Origin of the sequence: Chryseobacterium aquifrigidense (genome assembly GCF_006716485.1) — a bacterium.
Lineage (GTDB): Bacteria > Bacteroidota > Bacteroidia > Flavobacteriales > Weeksellaceae > Chryseobacterium > Chryseobacterium vietnamense.
In genome coordinates, this window is sequence record NZ_VFPD01000001.1 from 86,760 (window position 1) to 106,247 (window position 19,488).

14 protein-coding genes and 3 tRNA genes are annotated in these 19,488 nt (G+C 33.9%); 16 read left to right on the top strand and 1 reads right to left on the bottom strand.

Translation table 11 applies throughout. The features are described from left to right. The first annotated feature begins 21 nt into the window (after window positions 1–21). From FB551_RS00435 to FB551_RS00445, 3 genes are all read left to right on the top strand, one after another. Window positions 22–95: transfer RNA gene (locus FB551_RS00435), tRNA-Asp, on the top strand. A gap of 32 nt (window positions 96–127) precedes the next feature. After that, window positions 128–201 (top strand) — tRNA-Asp (locus FB551_RS00440). Window positions 202–233: 32 nt separating this feature from the next. Then, a tRNA-Asp gene (locus tag FB551_RS00445) sits at window positions 234–307 on the top strand. A 421-nt stretch (window positions 308–728) separates the two neighbouring features. On the opposite strand, the gene FB551_RS00450 is transcribed toward FB551_RS00445, so the two are convergent. After that, window positions 729–2,195 (bottom strand): hypothetical protein, encoded by a 1,467-nt coding sequence (locus FB551_RS00450; RefSeq protein WP_142013946.1) that lies wholly within the window; start codon window positions 2,193–2,195, stop codon window positions 729–731. A gap of 355 nt (window positions 2,196–2,550) precedes the next feature. Between FB551_RS00450 and FB551_RS00455 the strand changes: the two genes are divergently transcribed. The 13 genes from FB551_RS00455 (at window position 2,551) to FB551_RS00515 (ending at window position 19,460) form a co-directional block, all read left to right on the top strand. Then, window positions 2,551–4,443: a polysaccharide biosynthesis protein gene (locus FB551_RS00455; RefSeq protein WP_142013949.1), complete on the top strand. Its 1,893-nt coding sequence runs from the start codon at window positions 2,551–2,553 to the stop codon at window positions 4,441–4,443. A gap of 345 nt (window positions 4,444–4,788) precedes the next feature. Beyond that, on the top strand, window positions 4,789–5,499 hold the full coding sequence (locus FB551_RS00460; protein ID WP_226798586.1) for a polysaccharide biosynthesis/export family protein: 711 nt from the start codon (window positions 4,789–4,791) through the stop codon (window positions 5,497–5,499). 3 nt (window positions 5,500–5,502) lie between these two features. Beyond that, window positions 5,503–7,845 carry a GumC family protein gene (locus FB551_RS00465; protein ID WP_142013952.1) on the top strand — a complete coding sequence of 781 codons (2,343 nt, stop codon included), beginning with the start codon at window positions 5,503–5,505 and terminating at the stop codon, window positions 7,843–7,845. A 54-nt stretch (window positions 7,846–7,899) separates the two neighbouring features. After that, window positions 7,900–9,195 (top strand): nucleotide sugar dehydrogenase, encoded by a 1,296-nt coding sequence (locus tag FB551_RS00470; protein WP_047433032.1) that lies wholly within the window; start codon window positions 7,900–7,902, stop codon window positions 9,193–9,195. A gap of 11 nt (window positions 9,196–9,206) precedes the next feature. Beyond that, the gene (locus tag FB551_RS00475) at window positions 9,207–10,373 is read left to right on the top strand and encodes a nucleotide sugar dehydrogenase (protein WP_047433029.1); all 1,167 of its coding nucleotides are present in this window, start codon (window positions 9,207–9,209) and stop codon (window positions 10,371–10,373) included. 11 nt (window positions 10,374–10,384) lie between these two features. Continuing rightward, window positions 10,385–11,920, top strand: coding sequence for an oligosaccharide flippase family protein (locus tag FB551_RS00480; RefSeq protein ID WP_047433026.1), 1,536 nt, complete (start codon window positions 10,385–10,387; stop codon window positions 11,918–11,920). Beyond that, window positions 11,907–12,971 carry a polysaccharide pyruvyl transferase family protein gene (locus tag FB551_RS00485; RefSeq protein ID WP_142013954.1) on the top strand — a complete coding sequence of 355 codons (1,065 nt, stop codon included), beginning with the start codon at window positions 11,907–11,909 and terminating at the stop codon, window positions 12,969–12,971. The genes FB551_RS00480 and FB551_RS00485 overlap by 14 nt, the downstream gene beginning before the upstream one ends. Then, complete coding sequence (locus FB551_RS00490) at window positions 12,964–13,950, top strand: glycosyltransferase (RefSeq protein WP_142013957.1); 987 nt, start codon at window positions 12,964–12,966, stop codon at window positions 13,948–13,950. Before FB551_RS00485 ends, FB551_RS00490 begins: the two co-directional genes overlap by 8 nt. Next, window positions 13,947–15,149, top strand: a complete 1,203-nt coding sequence (locus FB551_RS00495) for an O-antigen ligase family protein (protein WP_047433019.1) — start codon at window positions 13,947–13,949, stop codon at window positions 15,147–15,149. Before FB551_RS00490 ends, FB551_RS00495 begins: the two co-directional genes overlap by 4 nt. Continuing rightward, entirely contained in the window at window positions 15,139–16,056 is a 918-nt protein-coding gene (locus FB551_RS00500) for a glycosyltransferase (protein ID WP_142013959.1), read from the top strand. The genes FB551_RS00495 and FB551_RS00500 overlap by 11 nt, the downstream gene beginning before the upstream one ends. Further along, on the top strand, window positions 16,040–17,140 hold the full coding sequence (locus FB551_RS00505; RefSeq protein WP_047433016.1) for a hypothetical protein: 1,101 nt from the start codon (window positions 16,040–16,042) through the stop codon (window positions 17,138–17,140). The genes FB551_RS00500 and FB551_RS00505 overlap by 17 nt, the downstream gene beginning before the upstream one ends. Next, a complete protein-coding gene (locus FB551_RS00510; protein WP_142013961.1) occupies window positions 17,140–18,273 on the top strand; it encodes a glycosyltransferase in 1,134 nt (377 codons plus the stop codon). Before FB551_RS00505 ends, FB551_RS00510 begins: the two co-directional genes overlap by 1 nt. Then, window positions 18,273–19,460 carry a glycosyltransferase family 4 protein gene (locus FB551_RS00515; protein ID WP_047433011.1) on the top strand — a complete coding sequence of 396 codons (1,188 nt, stop codon included), beginning with the start codon at window positions 18,273–18,275 and terminating at the stop codon, window positions 19,458–19,460. The genes FB551_RS00510 and FB551_RS00515 overlap by 1 nt, the downstream gene beginning before the upstream one ends. Window positions 19,461–19,488 lie beyond the last annotated feature (28 nt).

Below are 19,488 nucleotides of genomic sequence, written 5' to 3' on the forward strand. Positions count from 1 at the left end.
ACAATTTACTTTAAAAAAATTGATCCGGTAGTTCAGCTGGTTAGAATGCCGCCCTGTCACGGCGGAGGTCGCGGGTTCGAGTCCCGTCCGGATCGCGGAAGTTTTCTCAATTTCTTTTTAAAAAATTGATCCGGTAGTTCAGCTGGTTAGAATGCCGCCCTGTCACGGCGGAGGTCGCGGGTTCGAGTCCCGTCCGGATCGCAGAAGTTTTCTCAATTTACTTTAAAAAAATTGATCCGGTAGTTCAGCTGGTTAGAATGCCGCCCTGTCACGGCGGAGGTCGCGGGTTCGAGTCCCGTCCGGATCGCAATAAGTAAAGCCTGTAATTTTTTACAGGCTTTTTTATTTGTTAATGAAGATTCAATTGTGCTTATTCTGTGTGGACTTGGTTCTTAATATCAATAGGGCTTAACTTATTTACGTATTCCTGTGGAAATATTATCTGCAGATGTGTAGAGTCTTTCAGAATAACAAAGTCTGTGCTGTATTTTTATTGAATAAGGCATACAGCATATCTTTCTGATAGAAACCCAAAATCATTTTCTAAGAATGCATAAACAAGTTTTTTTAGATAAAAGGCTAAAAAATGCAGATCGGAAAATATATTCTTACTCCTTTTCCAAAGCAGCTTCGACTGCAATGACAGGGATATTATATTATAAAATCCGGAACATTGCTATTCCGGATTCTGTAACCTTTTTATCAAATATATCATTTATGGTATTTACCTATAAAGATTTTTTAAACAATTGAATGGTCATGGTTCCCCGTCCCCAATTGTAATTCGGCTGGTTTCCTCCGTCCCACATATTGTAAACAATCATACAGGTTCCCGCTCCACTCCCTTCTGCATATCCTGCTAACCTGTAGGTCACGGTCATATCAGAAGAGGTATTATTAGTGATGTCTTCTGAAAAATTACCATTGATAGTTCCCATTCTTGAAGATGAAGCTAATCCTTTTAGGGATATCTTTCTGGAGCCCTCCTGCTGTTCTACACCATCTTTGTAAAATGTAACCCCGATGTAAGAGAGCCTATCCGGATTTGCGCAATTTAAATCATGAGTACCAGCGGGAATAGAGTAGTTCAAAATGACTCTGCCAACAGTATTGGGAGGGATGGTAATAGTTCTGCTGAAATTAACTAAATCTATATTTGAGTAGCTTATAATAGGGTAGTTGTAATCATAATGTACAGAAGTTCCTGCCTTATTGACGAATATATCATCTAAACTGAATTTATCAGGAGGAAACATAGCTTCCACAGGAACTTTTTTTGCTGTTCCGTCACTTTTCAGCACTACAATTCTTTCTGTAGCGGCTACACCTGTTTCATCCGGAACACCTCTGAATCTTACATTTCCGTCTACATCCAGCTTTTGGCTGGGAGACATGGCGTAATTGATATCAGAACGCCCTATTCCCATATTCCCGTTCTCATTAATTACGACAGCTGGCCGGTCACTGGTAGAGAATGTAAGAGATGAAGAATTGCTTGTTCCGTTTCCCCAATAATCGGCTTTTATCCCTGCTAGTGGAAAATCAGCTCCTGAAATCTTTCCATTAAAGGATAATTTTCCAAGTTCCGTTCCTGAAGATAAGTTATTGGTTCCGGTTCTTTCTAATGCAAGCCAAGGAGAATTGTTTACAGATTCTACTTTTAGCTGATTACTTCCTGCTGTAGAACTTTCTTTTATATGTAATCCGCTGTCGGGAGATGAAATACCGATTCCCACCAAGCCATTGTCTTTAATCACAAAATCAGTATTGGCTGCCCGTCCTGCACCGGAAGACGTATTCCCTAATTTTACCATTGTATTAACAGGATCATCAATAAAAGCATCCGGCGTAAGGTCTCCGGCGGGTATATTTCCTGCATTCAGCTTTTGCCACTTATTCAGGCTGCCGTCAAAATAATAATAACCGGAGCTCTTAATATCAACAGTCTGGCCTGCCGGGGCTGTATCAGCGGCTGTAACATACACCATTGCTCCTGCCTGGCTGGCTGTATAGGTCTTTGCTCTAAGCTGGGCTCCTGTAATTCTCGGTGCAATAATACCGTCCAGTACATTGGTAGAAGTGGGCTTTCCTGTTACATCTAAACTGGCCTGAGGAGTTGCAGTATTGATTCCCACCTGGGAAAATAGAGGTAATGAAATTAAAATACTACCTAATAATAAAACATTTTTTTTCATCTTTTTAAATCATTCTGTATTGTGCCGCAAATCTACAGGATATGGAAATTGGAAAAGAATAAAGGGGTACAACACTAATACAACATTTGTTATTTTGCTTTATTTTACCGGAGATTTAGTTTTTTGGATGGATTACATGATGAACTTTAAAGTTTTGATAATAAATAAAATAAAAAAATCAATCAATTTTATGCCTTGTTTTTGAATGTGTTTTCGGAAGTATTTCCAAATTATATTTTAAATAAAAAATTAATATGTAAGATTAAAAATATTAATTATAATTATTATCTTCGCTCGATAATAGAAACCACAGGTTGTTGAATTAATGGAAAAGATACTTTAGGTTTATTTGTGTATGGGGAATGTTTTTAAAATCAGGGAGTTAAGATATATACCCAGATGGTCGGTTTTTCTTATTGATGTTTCTGTCGTCTTCTTTTCAGTTTTAGTTTCATATTTTCTTTTGAGCAGTCTAGAGGTAAAGCTTAACTTTATTAAGTATCAAAAAGAAAAAATATTTTCAGTCGTCCTTATTAATATTCTGTGTATAGTTTTGTTCAAAACGTATGCAGGAATTATCAGACACTCTACTTTTTTTGATTTTTTTAAAATTGTATGGTCTTCAGGCAGTGCTCTTATCGTCTTGCTGGTTTTGAATTTTATATCGGAACTGGTATTGGATAACCCTATATTTTTATACCCTGTTCTTTTTTTATTTTTCTTTATTTCTATTTTTCTGATGTTTTTTTTCAGAATGATAACCAAAGAGCTTTTTGATGTCTTAGATACTAAGGATACTCCATCCAAAGCAAGGATTGCTATTGTAGGGGTAGAGGATACTTCTGTTTCATTAGCAAAGGCTATTATTCATAATCCCGATCATCCTTATCAGCTTGCAGGATTTCTTAGTGCAAGATCAGATTCAAAAAAAGCAATGTTGCTTGGTCATAAAATTTATAATAAAGCGCAATTTCTTAGGAGTGATAATCTGAAAGAACAATTTGATGCGGTTTTGATCAAAGATATGATGACAAAGCTGGAAATAGAAGAATGGACGAGCTTTGCTTTGGATAAAGGACTGAAAGTATTAAAAGCACCGGTAACCAATATCATAAAAGATGATCATAAGGTGGGAGACATTCGTCCTCTTCAGATTGAAGATCTACTGAATCGTCCGACAATCAGAATAGAGAATGATGAGGTAAAATGTTATCATATTAATAAAAATATTCTGGTAACCGGAGGAGCCGGATCTATAGGTAGCGAAATTGTAAAACAGGTTGCTCAACTAAAGTCATCACTTATTGTAGTGGTAGATCAGGCTGAATCTCCTTTATATGAGCTGCAGCTTGAATTATTGGAAAAATTTCCCAATCAAAGGTTCAAATTTATACTGGCAGATATTTCAAACTATTCCAGAATGGAAAAATTGTTTGATGATTATCAGTTTTCAATAGTGTATCATGCAGCCGCATACAAACATGTGCCTTTAATAGAAGATAATCCTCATGAAGCTATTTTTGTAAATATCGGAGGAACTAAGAATGTAGCGCTCTTATCAAAAAAATATTGTGTTAATCGTTTTGTGATGGTATCTACGGATAAAGCTGTGAACCCTACCAACGTGATGGGAGCATCAAAAAGAGCAGCTGAACTTTTTGTACAGTCTTTACAAAATTCTTCAGGTAATACAACAAAATTTATTACCACACGTTTTGGAAATGTATTAGGTTCCAATGGTTCTGTCATCCCGCACTTCAAAAAACAAATAGAAAAAGGAGGTCCGGTAACGATTACTCATCCCGATATCATTCGTTATTTTATGACTATTCCAGAGGCATGCGAATTGGTACTTCAGGCAGGAACAATGGGGCAGGGGGGTGAAATTTATGTTTTTGATATGGGAAAACCTGTTAAAATCCTGGATTTGGCAGAAAGAATGATAAAATTATCAGGATATACTCCGGGTATTGATATTAAAATTGATTTTATCGGTTTAAGACCTGGTGAAAAGTTGTATGAAGAGCTTTTAACAGATAATGCTACAACAATTCCTACGCACCATGAGAAAATTATGATATCCAGAGATCCATTAATGAAGTTTGAAGATATAGAGAATTTGAGCAAACAAATAATCCTGGCAGCAATGAATAAAGATAGCTTACAGATTGTGAGAATATTAAAAATTATTGTTCCCGAATTTATAAGCAATAATTCGGAGTTTGAAATACTTGACAGCGTATCTTAATATGAAGTGTGTGAATGGAATTAAAGAATAAAATACATGAAAAATTAATATAAAATAATAATTTTGCTATTTTAATTCCAAACGGAATGAAAATTGCTAGAGAAAGAATTAATTTAAATATACAGATTATAAAAGGCTTCAGATCACTAAATTTACTAATATATGTAGTGAATTATATGGGGATGGCTTTCTTACAGTAAGTATCTTAAATTAATAGAGATAGATTTAAAATAATAACACAAGTAGACTTAGAATAAATAACATATGAATAAAAAGATTATTACATATATAACACTGTTATCGGTTATTTTGCTATCGTGCCGACCGAAGCAGAATATGGTTTATATGTCAAAACATAATATGGAAGAAGAGGTTGCAAAAGCTAAATTTCAGGGATTGCATATTCAGGAAGGAGATGTTCTCCTGATTCTTGTATCTGCACTGGATGAAATTGCTGTGAAGCCTTTTAACCTTAATACTGCAAACAAGGTAGGAAGTGATGGTAGCAGAGGAATTAACCAGTATGTAGAACCAAGTCAATACCTTGTTAATGAAGAAGGCTATATCTCCTTTCCGGTTTTAGGAAATGTTTATACTAAAGGAATGACACAGGTGCAGCTAAAACAGGAACTTGAATCACGTCTTAAGAGATATCTGACAGATCCATTGGTGACCATTACCCTTAAAAATTTCAATGTAAGTGTTTTAGGAGAAGTGAAAGAGCCGGGGCAGAAAGAAAGTGTTTCTCAGAAAATCAATATTTTTCAGGCACTTGGACTTGCAGGTGATATGACGGATTTCGGAGACCGTACCAATGTAAAGCTTATTCGTACTGATGATAGCGGAACAGACCAGATTGTTAATATCGATCTTACAAGATCTGATGTTGTGAGTTCGCCATACTATTATATGAAGCAAAATGACATATTATATGTACAGCCTGACAAAAATAAACAGGTTCAGGCTAACTCGAATCCGAACAGAGCCCTTACATTCCAGATTATTGGTGCTTTACTGACAGCTGGTACACTTATTATTGCTTTAACTCGTAAATAAAATATGCAGCAGATAGAATTTCAGGAAAGTGAAGAATCTTTGGATTTAAGAAAGATCATTGGAAAGTATTTAGTCAAATGGCCTTGGTTTATAGCATCGATGTTATTATTCGTTATTGTGGCCTTTATATATCTAAGATACGCTGTACCTCAATATGAATCGACAACTACCTTAAAATTTGATAAAAAGCAGTCTGATTTAACAGGAGCATTAATAGATCTTGATAACTTGGGACTTGGTTTAGGAAATGCAGATGAGCTTAAAAGTGAAGTAGCTGTAGTAAGCTCCAGACCAATCCTGATGAAAGTTGTTGAAAACTTAAACCTTAATATACAATATTATAATTCGGGTGAGATAAGGGATTCCGAATTATTTGTCAAAGTACCGATTGTTGCGAAAATTATTTCTTACAATAACACCAAAAAGTTCATTTCTTCCCAATATATGGTAAAGGAAGTTAACGGAAACGAATTTGTTTTGGAAGATAAGGACAACAAAAAAATAAAGGGAGCTTTCGATAAAAGCCTGGCACTTGATTTCGGAACTGTAGTTCTTCAAAAAGTTCCGGGTCTTACCTTTAAAGATAAATATAAAATTGTATTCTGGAATCCGATAGAGAAGATAAAATCTTTGGAAAAAAAGATTCAGGTTGATCTCCCGGATCAGAAAGCGATGCTTATGGACATTAAGATAGTAGGAACTGTTCCTGAAAAGTCAGAAGCCATTCTTAATGAAGTAACCAAACAGTATAATCTGGATGGGCTAAGAGATAAAAATTTACAAGCTCAAAATACACAGGAATTTATCGATAAACGATTAGAAGTCATTTCACGTGATCTTTCCGGAGTTGAAAATCAGAAAGAAGATTTCCAGAATCGTAACCAAATTGTAGACTTGCAGGCTCAGGCGCAGCTGGCACTTCAAAATACAAACGATAACACAAAACAACTGCTTCAGCAGCAAACACAGGTTGATCTTCTTAACTCTCTTCAAAATGAAGCTGCAAAAGGAGATAATCAGCTTATGCCTTCAAATTTAGGACTTAATCCTGCTTTGGAACAGGCAATTTCACAATATAACACTCTTGTTATCACCCGAAATAAAACTTTGAAGCAGGCTACCAATGAAAACCCTGCTGTGATAGAAATGAATAAAGAAATTTCTTCGCTGAAAGAAATTGTGAGGGATAACATCCGCCAGCAAAAAGCAACGATTCAGGCATCTATTGCGCAGATAAACAGCCAGATTTCAGCCAGTACAGGAATGATTGAAAAAGTTCCCGGACAATCGAAAATTTATAGAGGTATCGAACGTCAGCAGAATCTTAAAGAACAGCTTTTTCTTTTCCTTTTACAGAAAAGAGAAGAAAATGCAATCAATCTTTCTGTTAATGTTCCGAAAGCTAAAATTGTAAACCCTGCTTACACTGATGATATTCCGGTTTCGCCTAAGAAAAATATCATTCTTTTGGCTGCTGCCTTATTGGGATTAATGCTACCACTTGTAGTGTTCTACCTTTTCTTTATGTGGGATGATAAAATCTACAACCGTACAGATATTTCAGAAAATTCATCACTTGGGGTACTGGCCGATATTCCTGCTCTTAAAGATGATCAGCTTCACCTTGTACAGAAAAATGATTTCTCAGAATTGGCGGAAGCGTTCAGAATATTGGTTTCCAATCTTAAATTTCTACTTCCTAAGAAAGATTCGGCGAAAGTTATACTGGTAACTTCTTCAGTGAAAGGAGAAGGAAAAACATTGGTTTCAGTGAATCTTGCTCTGACATTGGGAAGCAAAAACGGAAGATCATTACTAATCGGTTCGGATGTTAGAAATCCGCAGATACAGAGATATGATGATGAGCGTGTTAAGAATGCTGGTCTTACGGAATATTTATATGATGAAACGACAGATGTAGAAGACCTTATCCATACTTCCGATACCAATCCTGAATGTGATGTAATCTATGCGGGATCTATCCCTCCAAATCCTCAGGAGCTTCTTTCCAATGGTCGTTATCAGAAGCTTATCAGTGAGATGTCTTCCCATTACGAATATATTGTGATCGATTCTGCTCCACTGATGCTTGTTTCAGATACATTGAGTATTTCCGATACAGCCGACGCTTCTCTATACGTAGTGAGATCGGGAGTATCAAGAAAAATATTATTAGATTTTGCAAATAAACTCGTTAAAGAATCAAAAATATCAAACGTCTCTTTCGTGATCAATGATGTTGCTAAAAATGTCGGTGGTTACGGGTATGGATACAACTATGGCTATGGTTACGGATATTCAGCTGATACGAAGAAAAAATGGTGGCAGAAGCTTTTTAATAAATAAATCAAATTATCTTCAAAATAAACATTAAAATAAAGTAAGAACATCACATATAATATGAATATACAGAATAAAATTGGGGTAATCGGACTGGGGTATGTAGGATTACCTCTGGCCCGTTTATTTGCAACAAAATACGCGGTAGTTGGTTTTGATATTAATCAGGCCAGAATTGCAGAACTTAACAGCGGAAAAGACTCTACTTTGGAGGTGGAAGATGAAGTACTGCAGCCGGTTTTAGTAAAAGAGAATCCATTTTCAGGTTTATCAAAAGGATTGCTTTGCTCATCTAATATAGAAGATATTAAAGAGGCTAACATCTATATTGTAACTGTTCCTACACCGGTAGACAAACATAGTCGTCCGGATCTGACACCTTTATATAAAGCATCTGAAACAGTAGGAAAGGTACTGAAAAAAGGGGATATTGTTATTTATGAATCTACTGTTTATCCCGGTGTTACAGAAGAAGAGTGTATCCCTGTGCTGGAAAAAGTTTCGGGATTGAAATTTAACGAAGATTTTTTTGCAGGATATTCTCCTGAAAGAATCAACCCGGGAGATAAAGAACGTACCGTAGAGAAGATCTTAAAGGTAACTTCAGGTTCTACACCGGAAATTGGTAAAAAAGTAGATGAATTATATAAATCTGTAATTGCAGCAGGTACCCATTTGGCACCAACTATCAAAGTAGCTGAAGCATCAAAAGTGATCGAAAATTCACAGCGTGATATTAATATTGCTTTTGTGAATGAGCTTGCAAAAATATTTAATCTTTTGGACATTGATACTCATGCAGTTTTGGAGGCAGCAGGAACGAAATGGAATTTCCTGAAATTTAAGCCAGGACTGGTAGGAGGACACTGCATTGGGGTCGATCCATTCTATCTTGCCCAGAAAGCGCAGGACGTAGGATATTATTCTGAGCTGATCCTTACCGCAAGAAGGCTGAATGATTCTATGGGACAGTTTGTAGCTTCTGAGGTGGTAAAAACAATGATTAAGAAAAGAATCAACATTACGGATGCCAAAGTGCTGAATCTTGGAATCACATTCAAAGAAAACTGTCCGGATGTGAGGAATACGAAAGCAGCAGATGTTATCAATGCGCTAGAAGATTATTCCATCGAAGTTACAACGTACGATCCGTGGGCAAATCCAGAAGAAGTAATGCACGAATATGGTATAAAATCTACAAATTCTCTTGAAGATGTGGAGGGGCAGTTTGATGCAGTTGTTCTCACAGTTTCTCATGACGAATTCCTGAATATTGATCTTTCCCGTTATCTGAAGGAAGGAGGAGTTTTATATGATGTTAAAGGAATTTTAGAGAAATACGATAATCGTTTATAAAAAATTAGAGAATGAAAATAGCAGTTGTAGGAACAGGATATGTAGGTTTATCTAATGCCGTTCTATTGGCCCAACATAATGAAGTTGTAGCTTTAGATATTGTTCAGGAAAGAGTAGAATTGCTTAATTCTAAAAAATCTCCTATTGAAGATGACGAGATCAGCAACTTTCTAAGTACTAAACCACTTAATTTCAAAGCCACTTTAGATAAAAAGGAAGCTTATGATAAGGCTGAATATATTATTGTTGCCACCCCCACAGATTATGACCCTACTACCAACTATTTCGACACAAGCAGTGTTGAAAATGTAATTAAGGAAATTGCAGAATATAATTCTGATGCTGTAATTATTATTAAATCTACAGTTCCGGTGGGGTATACCGTAGATTTAAAAAGCAGAATGCATTCAGATAACGTGGTGTTTTCTCCGGAATTTTTAAGAGAAGGCAAAGCTTTATATGATAATTTATACCCTTCCCGAATTATTGTCGGGGAACAAAGCGAGAGAGCAAGGATTTTTGCAGAATTACTGAAAGAAGGAGCCGTAAAAAAGGATATTCCTGTTTTGTTTACTAATCCTACTGAAGCAGAAGCTATTAAGTTGTTTTCAAATACCTATCTGGCATTGCGTGTGGCTTATTTTAACGAATTAGACAGCTATGCACAGATCCACGAACTGGATACCCGCCAGATTGTAGAAGGTGTTGGTCTGGATCCAAGAATTGGTTCGCATTATAATAATCCATCTTTTGGATACGGAGGATACTGCCTTCCTAAGGATACCAAGCAGCTTCTTGCGAATTATAATGCTGTTCCCAATAATATTATTCAGGCAATTGTAGATGCAAACAGAACCCGTAAGGATTTTATAGCAGATTCTGTACTCGCCAGAAAACCAAAAAAGGTAGGCGTTTACCGTCTGATCATGAAAGCAGGCTCCGACAATTTCAGAGCATCTGCCATACAGGGAGTAATGAAAAGGATTAAAGCCAAGGGAGTAGAAGTGGAAGTATTTGAACCGGCACTTAATGAAGAGTCTTTTTTCGGTTCCAGAGTGGTAAAAGATTTAGAGCTTTTCAAGAAAGAATGCGATGTAATTATTTCTAACCGTAATGCTTCGGAACTTGCTGATGTACAGGAAAAAGTGTACACAAGGGATCTATTTGGTAATGATTAAAAGTAAATAAATTGTCGAGTACAAAAAAGATCGCAAAAAATACAATACTACTCTACATAAGGATGATCATCAATATGGGGATCTCCTTATATACTTCAAGGATTATTTTACAGAAGTTAGGAGTAGAGGATTTTGGAATATATAATTTAGTGGCTGGGGTAGTTGTATTATTTTCTTTTTTAAATAATGCAATGACAAGTGCTACTCAACGATTTTTGAATATTGAATTAGCTTCAAATAGTAAAGAAAAAGTTAATAGGGTGTTTTGTATGAGTCTCAATATTCATATAATTATCTCAGTTATCGTATTGATTTTGTCAGAGACTATTGGATTGTGGTTTTTAAATTACAAATTAAATATTCCTGTTAACCGGCTTAATGCAGCAAATTTTGTATTTCAGTTTTCTATAATTACAACAATCATTAATATCATTAGAATACCTTTCAATGCTACTATACTTGCGAATGAAAGGATGTCATTCTATGCCTATCTGGGGATAGCAGAGACAGTGCTAAAACTAGCTATTGTATTTTTATTATCGCTTTTTGTTGATTATGATCAGCTGATAATTTACTCCTTTTTATTATTACTGGTCAATCTTATAGTGAATGTAATCTATAAAATTTATTGCTTTACCAACTTTAAGGAAGAAACTGCTTACCATTATTTTTCTGACAAAAAATTGTTCAGAGAACTGTTATCTTTTTCCGGCTGGAGCTTATTCGGACAAGTGGCTGTTTTGAGCTCAACGCAGGGATTGAATATGATTATGAATATATTCATAGGTGTTACTGTAAATGCAGCCTTAGGTATTGCGAATCAGGTCAACAGTGTTTTGTATAGTTTTGTTTCCAATATGCAGGTAGCATTTAATCCACAGATTACACAAAGTTATGCTTCAAATGATTTGGAAACACATAAAAAATTAGTCTTAAACACTTCGAAATATTCAGTATTTCTTTTTTTGGTTTTATCAATACCGATCTTATTACATACTGAATTTATTTTAAAATTATGGCTGGGAGTTAATTTACCTCAATATCTTGTAAGCTTTACCCAAATCGTTATCATTGGTTCTATCATTAATGCTATAGTTGGGCCGTTTTGGATGTCTGCTAATGCAATTGGAAATATCAGAAATTATCAGTTAGGTGTTTCATTGATATTATTATTAAATCTCCCACTGGCATATATATTCTTAAAATTAGGTTTTTCTCCTGTCTATATTATGAGTTTAAACGTTATTTTGAATTTATGCACATTTGTGTTTCGTTTTCTTTATGTTAACCATAAACTGAAATATGATTTGCCAGATGTACTACTTTATTTAAAACAGACCTTCCTGGTTATTTTCTCTTGTTTTATTCTGGTATGGCTCATAAAAAAAGTACATTTTAACAGCTACTTTTTTGCAATATCTTCAACCATTGGAGCTGAGATTATTTTGTTTGTATTAATTATTCTTATTGGTATTAAGCGGGAAGAGTATTTACAGGTTAAGAAAAAAATCATTAAAAAAATAGGAAATAAATATGGATTTATTTAGCAGAATAAAAAATAAAGCAAATTCAATTATTAATAATATAAATAATAATGCCAGAGTAGACAAAATTGCTGATGAGATTACTAATTGCAAGTCGAAGCGAGTATTTTTATTTCAAACTCCTACCCATACTAATATTGGGGATCATGCTATTGCTGAAGGACAGCTGAAGTTTTTTCAGGAAAATTTACCCGAACATCATATTTTTGAGATTAACCAGTCTCAGATGAAGTATTTTATAGAAAAGTACAGACATACTATTCATCCTGATGATTTGATATTCATTCATGGTGGTGGAAATTTTGGGAATGAATACATGAGGGAAGAAAATTTGAGAAGAATGGTCATTCAAAACTTCCCTGAAAATAAAACTATATTGTTTCCACAAACAATCTATTACAGCAATGATCAGATTGGTGAAGCTGAATTAAAAAGAACACAGGATATTTTTGAAAAACATGCAAACTTGATTTTGACAGCCAGAGAGGAACAGTCATTTGAATTAATGAAAAAATATTTTCCAAAAAATAAAGTAATTCTGACTCCCGATATTGTTCTTTACACTGAATATAGCTTTGAAAATGAAAGAGAATATGCATTGGAAGTAATCAGAAATGATCAGGAATCAATACTGACAGCTGATGATAAAGATAAAATTACCCAAATCTTAAAAGAAAGATTTAACAAAATAATTAAATCTGATATGCATTGTGATAAAATAACAGATTTAGATATAAAATCAGTTAGAAAGAGAGTATTGACTAATAAACTATTACAGTTTTCTAAAGCAAAAATAGTGGTCACTGATCGATTACACGGAATGGTTCTTTGCATAATTTCTGGAACGCCATGCGTGGTTTTTTCAAATTATAATCAAAAAGTTATAGGAACCTACAACTGGATTAAATATCTGAAATATGTAAAGTTTGTTAAGAATGTAGAGGAAGCAAACAAAGCAATAGATGAGTTATTGAGTAACGATAACTACGAAAAATATAATCCTCAGGAGATAAGGAAGTTTTACTTACCATTAATAGAGAATGTAAATGAATGATGTTTTTTTATCAATTATCGTCCCCATATATAATGTTGAAAATTATATAGAAAAATGTATTGCCAGCATAGTACAAAATACTTCTGCTAATTTTGAACTGATTCTGGTAATTGACGGATCTCCGGATAATAGTATCAGTATCTGTAATAAATACAAAGAAACTGATAATAGAATTGTCATCCTGGAAAAAGAAAACGGAGGGCTTTCTGATGCCAGAAATGCAGGATATAAAATAGCCAAAGGGGAATATATTTGGTTTGTTGATGGTGATGATTATATTGAAAGTGATAGTATTGACATCTTTTTTAAAAAAATTAATAAAGAGACAGATATTTTCTTATTTAATTATCAGGAAATTTATGAAAATAAAATTGTCAAATTTGAAAAATTTGAAAATGAAGAAAATATCAGTGGCCACAATTTGCTGTTAAAGTATAATAACTACGGTATTCAGGCATGGACACAGATCTATTCCAAAAAATTCTTAGATCAGCATAATATCATATTTGAAAAAGGAGCCATATACGAGGATGTATTATTTAATACACAAGTATACAGTAAAAATCCTGAGCTGCAGGTTATTGACAATATCTTTGTAAATTATGTACAGAGGGGAGAGTCGATCATGAAGAAAAAGCAGACTATCAAAAATGTACAATCAGTATTAAAAATTTTAGAACTCTATAATAAGAAGGAAATAATAGACTTTTTTCCAAAAAAGTTCATCATAAATAGGCATCACTACTATTTTAGTTTGCTGTTCATTTTTTTACATAAGAGCAATATGAAAAAAGATGAAATTATGGATCTTTTAAATACTATCAGTGCCAAAAACTTTTTTGTTTTTACCAGACACTATGATTCTTTTATTGTGAAGCATATTAAAAGAAAGCTATTTCCTTCCAAATCGATTTTTATTTATAAAAACTGGACCTTTATTTTCCTTCTGATACGATTGGATAATTTGATTAATAGATGAATTACTTAAAGAAAAATATAACCCCAATATTAATTATTTCTCAAATATTTGGTTTATACGGTGGTATGTTACAGGCACCGAGAATTCTTGCTATTTTATTTTTACCATTATTAATAAGGGAGTTAAATAAAAAACTTATAAAAGGGAAAGAGTTTTTATTCTTTTTCTTTTCTTTTATTATTTATTGTGTATTGTCAATGTTATTATTAACATTTAATAATGACCAATCCCTAAAAGAGTTTGCATATGCATTAATAAATTTTATCATTTTCGTTGAAATACTGACTTTTAGCAAGTATGTCAGCTTAAATAAACTGATAAATGGCTGGGTTATATTTGTATTACTAAGTATTCCGATTGCAATTATAGAAATTAATTTTAATTTGCACTTTTCCAATTCTAAATTTGGAGATGATACGGTATTAGGAGGGGTTGGAACGCTTAGAAAATATGCAGCTATTACTTTTGGAAATTATAATTTGTACAATCACCTTTTGGCGATTTCATTTCCCTTTATTTTAGCAAAATTTAAGTTCATTACGAACAAGTTATTTAAAATATTTTATATTGTTTTTGTTTTAGCGATCGTCTGGGTTGTACTGACTAATGCAAGCCGCGGAACAATGCTGTGCTTGTTAATCTCTACAATTATTTATATTATTTTTTATTCCAGTAAGTCAATAAGCAAAACCATTATTTACACATTCATTTCAATAATAGCATCCTTTGCAGGGTATTTATATGTAATGAATAATGCCGCATTTGCTTACTTAAAGACAAGAATCGAGCAAAAAGGGCTGGAAGACAATTCAAGAAAGGAAATGATTAATGTCGGTATCGATATGTTTATAGACTCAAAATTTCTGGGTGTGGGAGCTGGAAATTTTTCGGAAACAGCTAGTAAAATGACGAACAATCCTATCCTTGTACCCCATAATTTATTTATAGAATTACTTTCTCAATATGGGATCATTGTCTTTGTTGCATTTCTCTTATTGTTATTTAAAATTTTCAATCCGAGAAGGATTTTTAAAAAGCGTGAAATTCCAAATTATATTTTATTAGGATCATTATTGGTAATGCCATTAGCATTTACAATTAATAGTGTTTATTTAAATAATCCTTACATGTGGATTTGGCTAGCAAGTCTTTATTGTATATCATCATTTTATAAAACGACAGCTAAAAATGTTAATTGATCATATAGATAAAAAATATTCATCGTTAAGACAAATTTCTAAAGCGCAGTCTTTAGCAAGATTTTCTATAAGAAAATTTTCAAATTTTGTCTTTCCGATATATCTCAAAAACACGAAGAAAGAAATTTTACTTCCCGAAAAATTGTCGGAAAATATTATTGTATCACTCACAACATTTCCGGGAAGGATATCCAAATTATGGATGGTTATAGAATGTATGTTACGACAAACTCTGCTTCCCAATAAAATTGTATTGTATTTGGCAAAAGATCAGTTTCCGAATGAGTTAAAAGATCTACCGGATAATCTGATGGGTTACTACAATAAGAAGCAATTGGAAATAAAATTTGTAGAGGAAGATTTAAGGTCTCATAAAAAATATTACTATGCCTTTAAGGAATATCAAAATGATGTGATCATAACAATAGATGATGATATTTTTTATCCGTCCAATATCATTAAAGATTTAATGGATTTGCACGAAAAATTTCCTGATACAATTTGTTGTCACAGAGCGCATAAAATCGTGAGAAATGATGATAATACAATAAGCAAATATTCTAAATGGAAAAAAGTCTTCGGAAATTGTGGACCGACATTTGATCTATTTCACACAAGTGGGGGAGGGACTTTATATAAGAGTAACTTTTTTAGTGGAGAAGTTCTGAATAAAGATGCATTTGTCAGCTTATGTTTTATGGCGGACGATGTCTGGTTGAATATGATGGCTCAGTTGAATAAGACAAAGACCGTGAAATCCGGTTATTTTTCAAACTTAATTCCCATTGAAAATAAGAATTCGCTCTTTAAGTTAAGTCAGGAAAATGTTGCGGATGGAGGTAATGATAAGCAGTTACAGAATCTGATTCAAAATTATAATATTGATAATTATGAAATATTTAGGTAATTTTATAAAGCTTAGTGCGGTATTATTATTTAGCTTTTCGTTTGCTCAGCAAAACAGAGTAAGCAGATATAATGCAGATATGCAGGCATCCAAAAGTTATGGTCTGCAGAAAATGGAATTGTCATCGGTCAGTAAAAATACTTACGATTTCATGGCATTGGGATATTTTATCAATGCCAATAACAATATGTATCTTAAAACAAAAGATAAAAAATATATTGATACTAATATTTCTGTCATAAAACCAATTCTGATTGATACCAATTCAAATACCTCATACCAGAAAAACGGCTGGGTGATGAATGTAAGAAAAGGCAATCAGAATGCAAAAGCGAACGGCCAGGAACATTTAATTTCAGAAGGATACTTTTTCCGATACATCGGTGAGTTTTTGGATATTTTAAGCAAAAATAAACTGTATACAAATTATCAGCCGGCGATAGAAAGCGGTTTAAAATACTCCTTCGATAAATGGAAAGCCAGAAGCTTTAGCCAATATGGAGATTATTCTTTATTGTTTCATCAGAGGCTTCATACAGGAGCAAACTGGGCAGTTGTGGCGCTATATCTGATGAAGTATGATGAATCTGATAAAAGTTCATATGCTACATTTGTTAATCAGTTTGATCAGCAGCTGAAAAAAGCATTGGTTTTAAACAAAAGCACAGGTAGCATTTTGTATTATACATGGAACAGTACCTATCCGGATGCTTTTTGTAAGGCTTTACAGAAAATTAAAAATTATAAGCCTGTTGTACAGGATGTATCACATGGAAATCATGTCGTATTATATTTAATAAAAGCAAAAGAATTGGGAAATGCCAATTGGGCTGACTTTAATTTCAGCTACCTCTGCAATACCCTGAAGCTTAAGATTCTGAAAGGAAACAGTATTGCCGATAATGTAGACGGTACTACAGATCCAAGTGTCCAGAATACAGGATGGAAAATATCTGATGGCTGGATGAAGCTTATTTATTTTGATACAAGTTTATACCCTTTAGTTGAAAAAAACCTTTCAAATTACAGTAATAAAATTAGCAATTCTTCTTTAGAACTGCAGTTTAATTCAATCTATCCATAATGATACTTCACATTACAAACGATTACTCAGGATCTACAGTTTATAAAAATTTAGTGAGGGAGCTGGATAATAACGGGGCAGGGCAGATTGTTTATAATCCCGTTCGGGAGGCCTCCAGAATAGGGAAAAATAAAATAGATTTTGAAAATACTGGCTCTCAGATTATCTACAGTCATATTTTATCAAAATATGCAGATCGGGTTTTTTATCAGAAAAAAATTAAAAAAATAGTACAAGACATTGAAGCAAAAATAGACCTCAAGACCGTCAGATTTATTCATGCTCACACATGGTACAGCGACGGTGGAGTGGCTTATGAGCTTCATAAAAAATATAATATTCCATACATAGTAGCAGTGCGCAATACAGATCTTAATCTGTTTTTGAAGTATTTTCTGCACAAAAGAAGTTACGGAAAAAAAATACTTCAGAATGCCAATAAGATCATAACGATTTCGGCTGTCTATAAAAAAAGAATGCTGGAAGATCCCCGTCTGTCTCATATTATGAATGATGTACAGCAAAAAGTAATGGTGATCCCAAATGGTGTAGATCCTTACTGGATAGAATCAAAGGTTGCAGAGAGAAAAATTGCTGAGGACAAAAAAAGCGTTCAGCTGCTGTATGTTGGGAAATTTGATAAGGGAAAAAATGTCTTTAACCTTGTTAATGCTGTTAAGAATCACAATCACAAAATTCAGAACAAAATAAAATTAACACTGATTGGAGGAGGAGGAAATGACGAAAAAAGGATTCTCGATTCCATTAAAAACGATCATTCCTTTGAGTTTATAGGAAAAGTAGACAGTCTGCCTGTTCTAAAATCCTATTACGAACGAAGTGACTTTTTTACTATGCCTTCCAAAGCAGAAACCTTTGGTTTGGTCTATATAGAAGCGCTTCTGCAGGGCTTACCGGTAATGTACACGCAAAATGAAGGAATCGACGGTTTTTATGACGATTCTATCGGGGAAAAAGTAGAAGACACTTCTGTTTCTGCGATCGAACGGGCGCTTGAACGTTTAATCCAAAAACAAAATCATTATAGTTTTGATATTGAACAATTGTTAGAAAATCATGACTGGAAGAGAATAGCTGAAGTATACCAACAATTATATACAGAAAAAAAATAATGAATATATTATACATACACCAATATTTCGTAACTCCTCAGGAACCTGGAGGAACAAGATCATATTGGCTGGCACAGGAACTTATTAAAAACGGGCATAAAGTTACTATGCTCACCTCATCATCCAAATTTTCAGAGGATATTAAAGTTGTACAAATTGATGGTATTGAAGTCGTTTATATAAAAGAAGACTACGACCAGAATATGAGTGTTTCCCGAAGATTAAAGGCTTTCCTGAAATTTATGTACAAATCATCGGTGCTGGGATTGAAACAGAAAGATATCGATTTGGTAATTGCTACATCAACGCCTCTTACAATAGGTATTCCGGCACTTTTATTAAAGTGGTTTAAAAAGAAACCTTTTGTTTTTGAAGTAAGGGATCTTTGGCCGGAGGTGCCAATACAGATGGGAGCCATAAAAAACAGATGGACTATAAAAACAACCCGTCTGCTGGAAAAAACGATTTATAAAAATGCTTCCCGTGTTATTGCACTTTCTCCGGGTATGCAGGATGGAGTCGTAAAATATATTCCAAAAGAAAAAACATCAATGATTCCTAATATGGCTAAAATGGACGAATTCTGGCCCAGAGGAAAAAACGATCAACTGATGGAAAAGCTTGGTTTAAAAAAGGACTCCTTCAAAATAGTTCATTTTGGATCTCTGGGATTGGCAAATGGAGCTCATTCAATTGTTGAATCCGCCAAATTATTAAAAGATAGGGAAGATATAGAATTTCTTTTTGTAGGAGGAGGTTCTACCGAAAAAGATCTGATAGATGAAGTAGAAAAAAACAATCTTAAAAATGTGAAATTTCTAGGAAAGTTTCCTATGACTGACGTATCTGAGATTGTCAATTTTTCAGATGTTTCTATGATTTCCTTTTTGGATCTCCCGATTTTGTATACCAACTCTCCCAATAAACTTTTCGATTCGTTGTCTGCAGGAAAACCTATTATTGTAAACTCTGCAGGGTGGACGAAAGATATTGCCGAAAAATACCATTGCGGATATTATGTAAATCCAAACCGTCCGGAAGAGCTTGTACAAAAAGTACTTCATCTTAAAGACAATCCTGAATTGGTAAAGAAGATGGGGCAGAATGCAAGGAAACTGGCTGAAACAGTGTACGACAAATCTATCCTGTGCAAAAAATTTGTTGACGTTATCGAACAAACAGAATAAGTGATCAGGAGAAAGCATTTCGTACATA

What these genes read in the sequence shown, in the direction of transcription:
- FB551_RS00500 (WP_142013959.1), top strand. Translation starts at nt 15,139, where the DNA reads ATGTTAATTGATCATATAGATAAAAAATATTCATCGTTAAGACAAATT.
- FB551_RS00460 (WP_226798586.1), top strand. Translation starts at nt 4,789, where the DNA reads ATGTCAAAACATAATATGGAAGAAGAGGTTGCAAAAGCTAAATTTCAG.
- FB551_RS00495 (WP_047433019.1), top strand. Translation starts at nt 13,947, where the DNA reads ATGAATTACTTAAAGAAAAATATAACCCCAATATTAATTATTTCTCAA.
- FB551_RS00465 (WP_142013952.1), top strand. Translation starts at nt 5,503, where the DNA reads ATGCAGCAGATAGAATTTCAGGAAAGTGAAGAATCTTTGGATTTAAGA.
- FB551_RS00505 (WP_047433016.1), top strand. Translation starts at nt 16,040, where the DNA reads ATGAAATATTTAGGTAATTTTATAAAGCTTAGTGCGGTATTATTATTT.
- FB551_RS00510 (WP_142013961.1), top strand. Translation starts at nt 17,140, where the DNA reads ATGATACTTCACATTACAAACGATTACTCAGGATCTACAGTTTATAAA.
- FB551_RS00475 (WP_047433029.1), top strand. Translation starts at nt 9,207, where the DNA reads ATGAAAATAGCAGTTGTAGGAACAGGATATGTAGGTTTATCTAATGCC.
- FB551_RS00515 (WP_047433011.1), top strand. Translation starts at nt 18,273, where the DNA reads ATGAATATATTATACATACACCAATATTTCGTAACTCCTCAGGAACCT.
- FB551_RS00455 (WP_142013949.1), top strand. Translation starts at nt 2,551, where the DNA reads ATGGGGAATGTTTTTAAAATCAGGGAGTTAAGATATATACCCAGATGG.
- FB551_RS00470 (WP_047433032.1), top strand. Translation starts at nt 7,900, where the DNA reads ATGAATATACAGAATAAAATTGGGGTAATCGGACTGGGGTATGTAGGA.
- FB551_RS00490 (WP_142013957.1), top strand. Translation starts at nt 12,964, where the DNA reads ATGAATGATGTTTTTTTATCAATTATCGTCCCCATATATAATGTTGAA.
- FB551_RS00485 (WP_142013954.1), top strand. Translation starts at nt 11,907, where the DNA reads ATGGATTTATTTAGCAGAATAAAAAATAAAGCAAATTCAATTATTAAT.
- FB551_RS00450 (WP_142013946.1), bottom strand. Translation starts at nt 2,195, where the DNA reads ATGAAAAAAAATGTTTTATTATTAGGTAGTATTTTAATTTCATTACCT.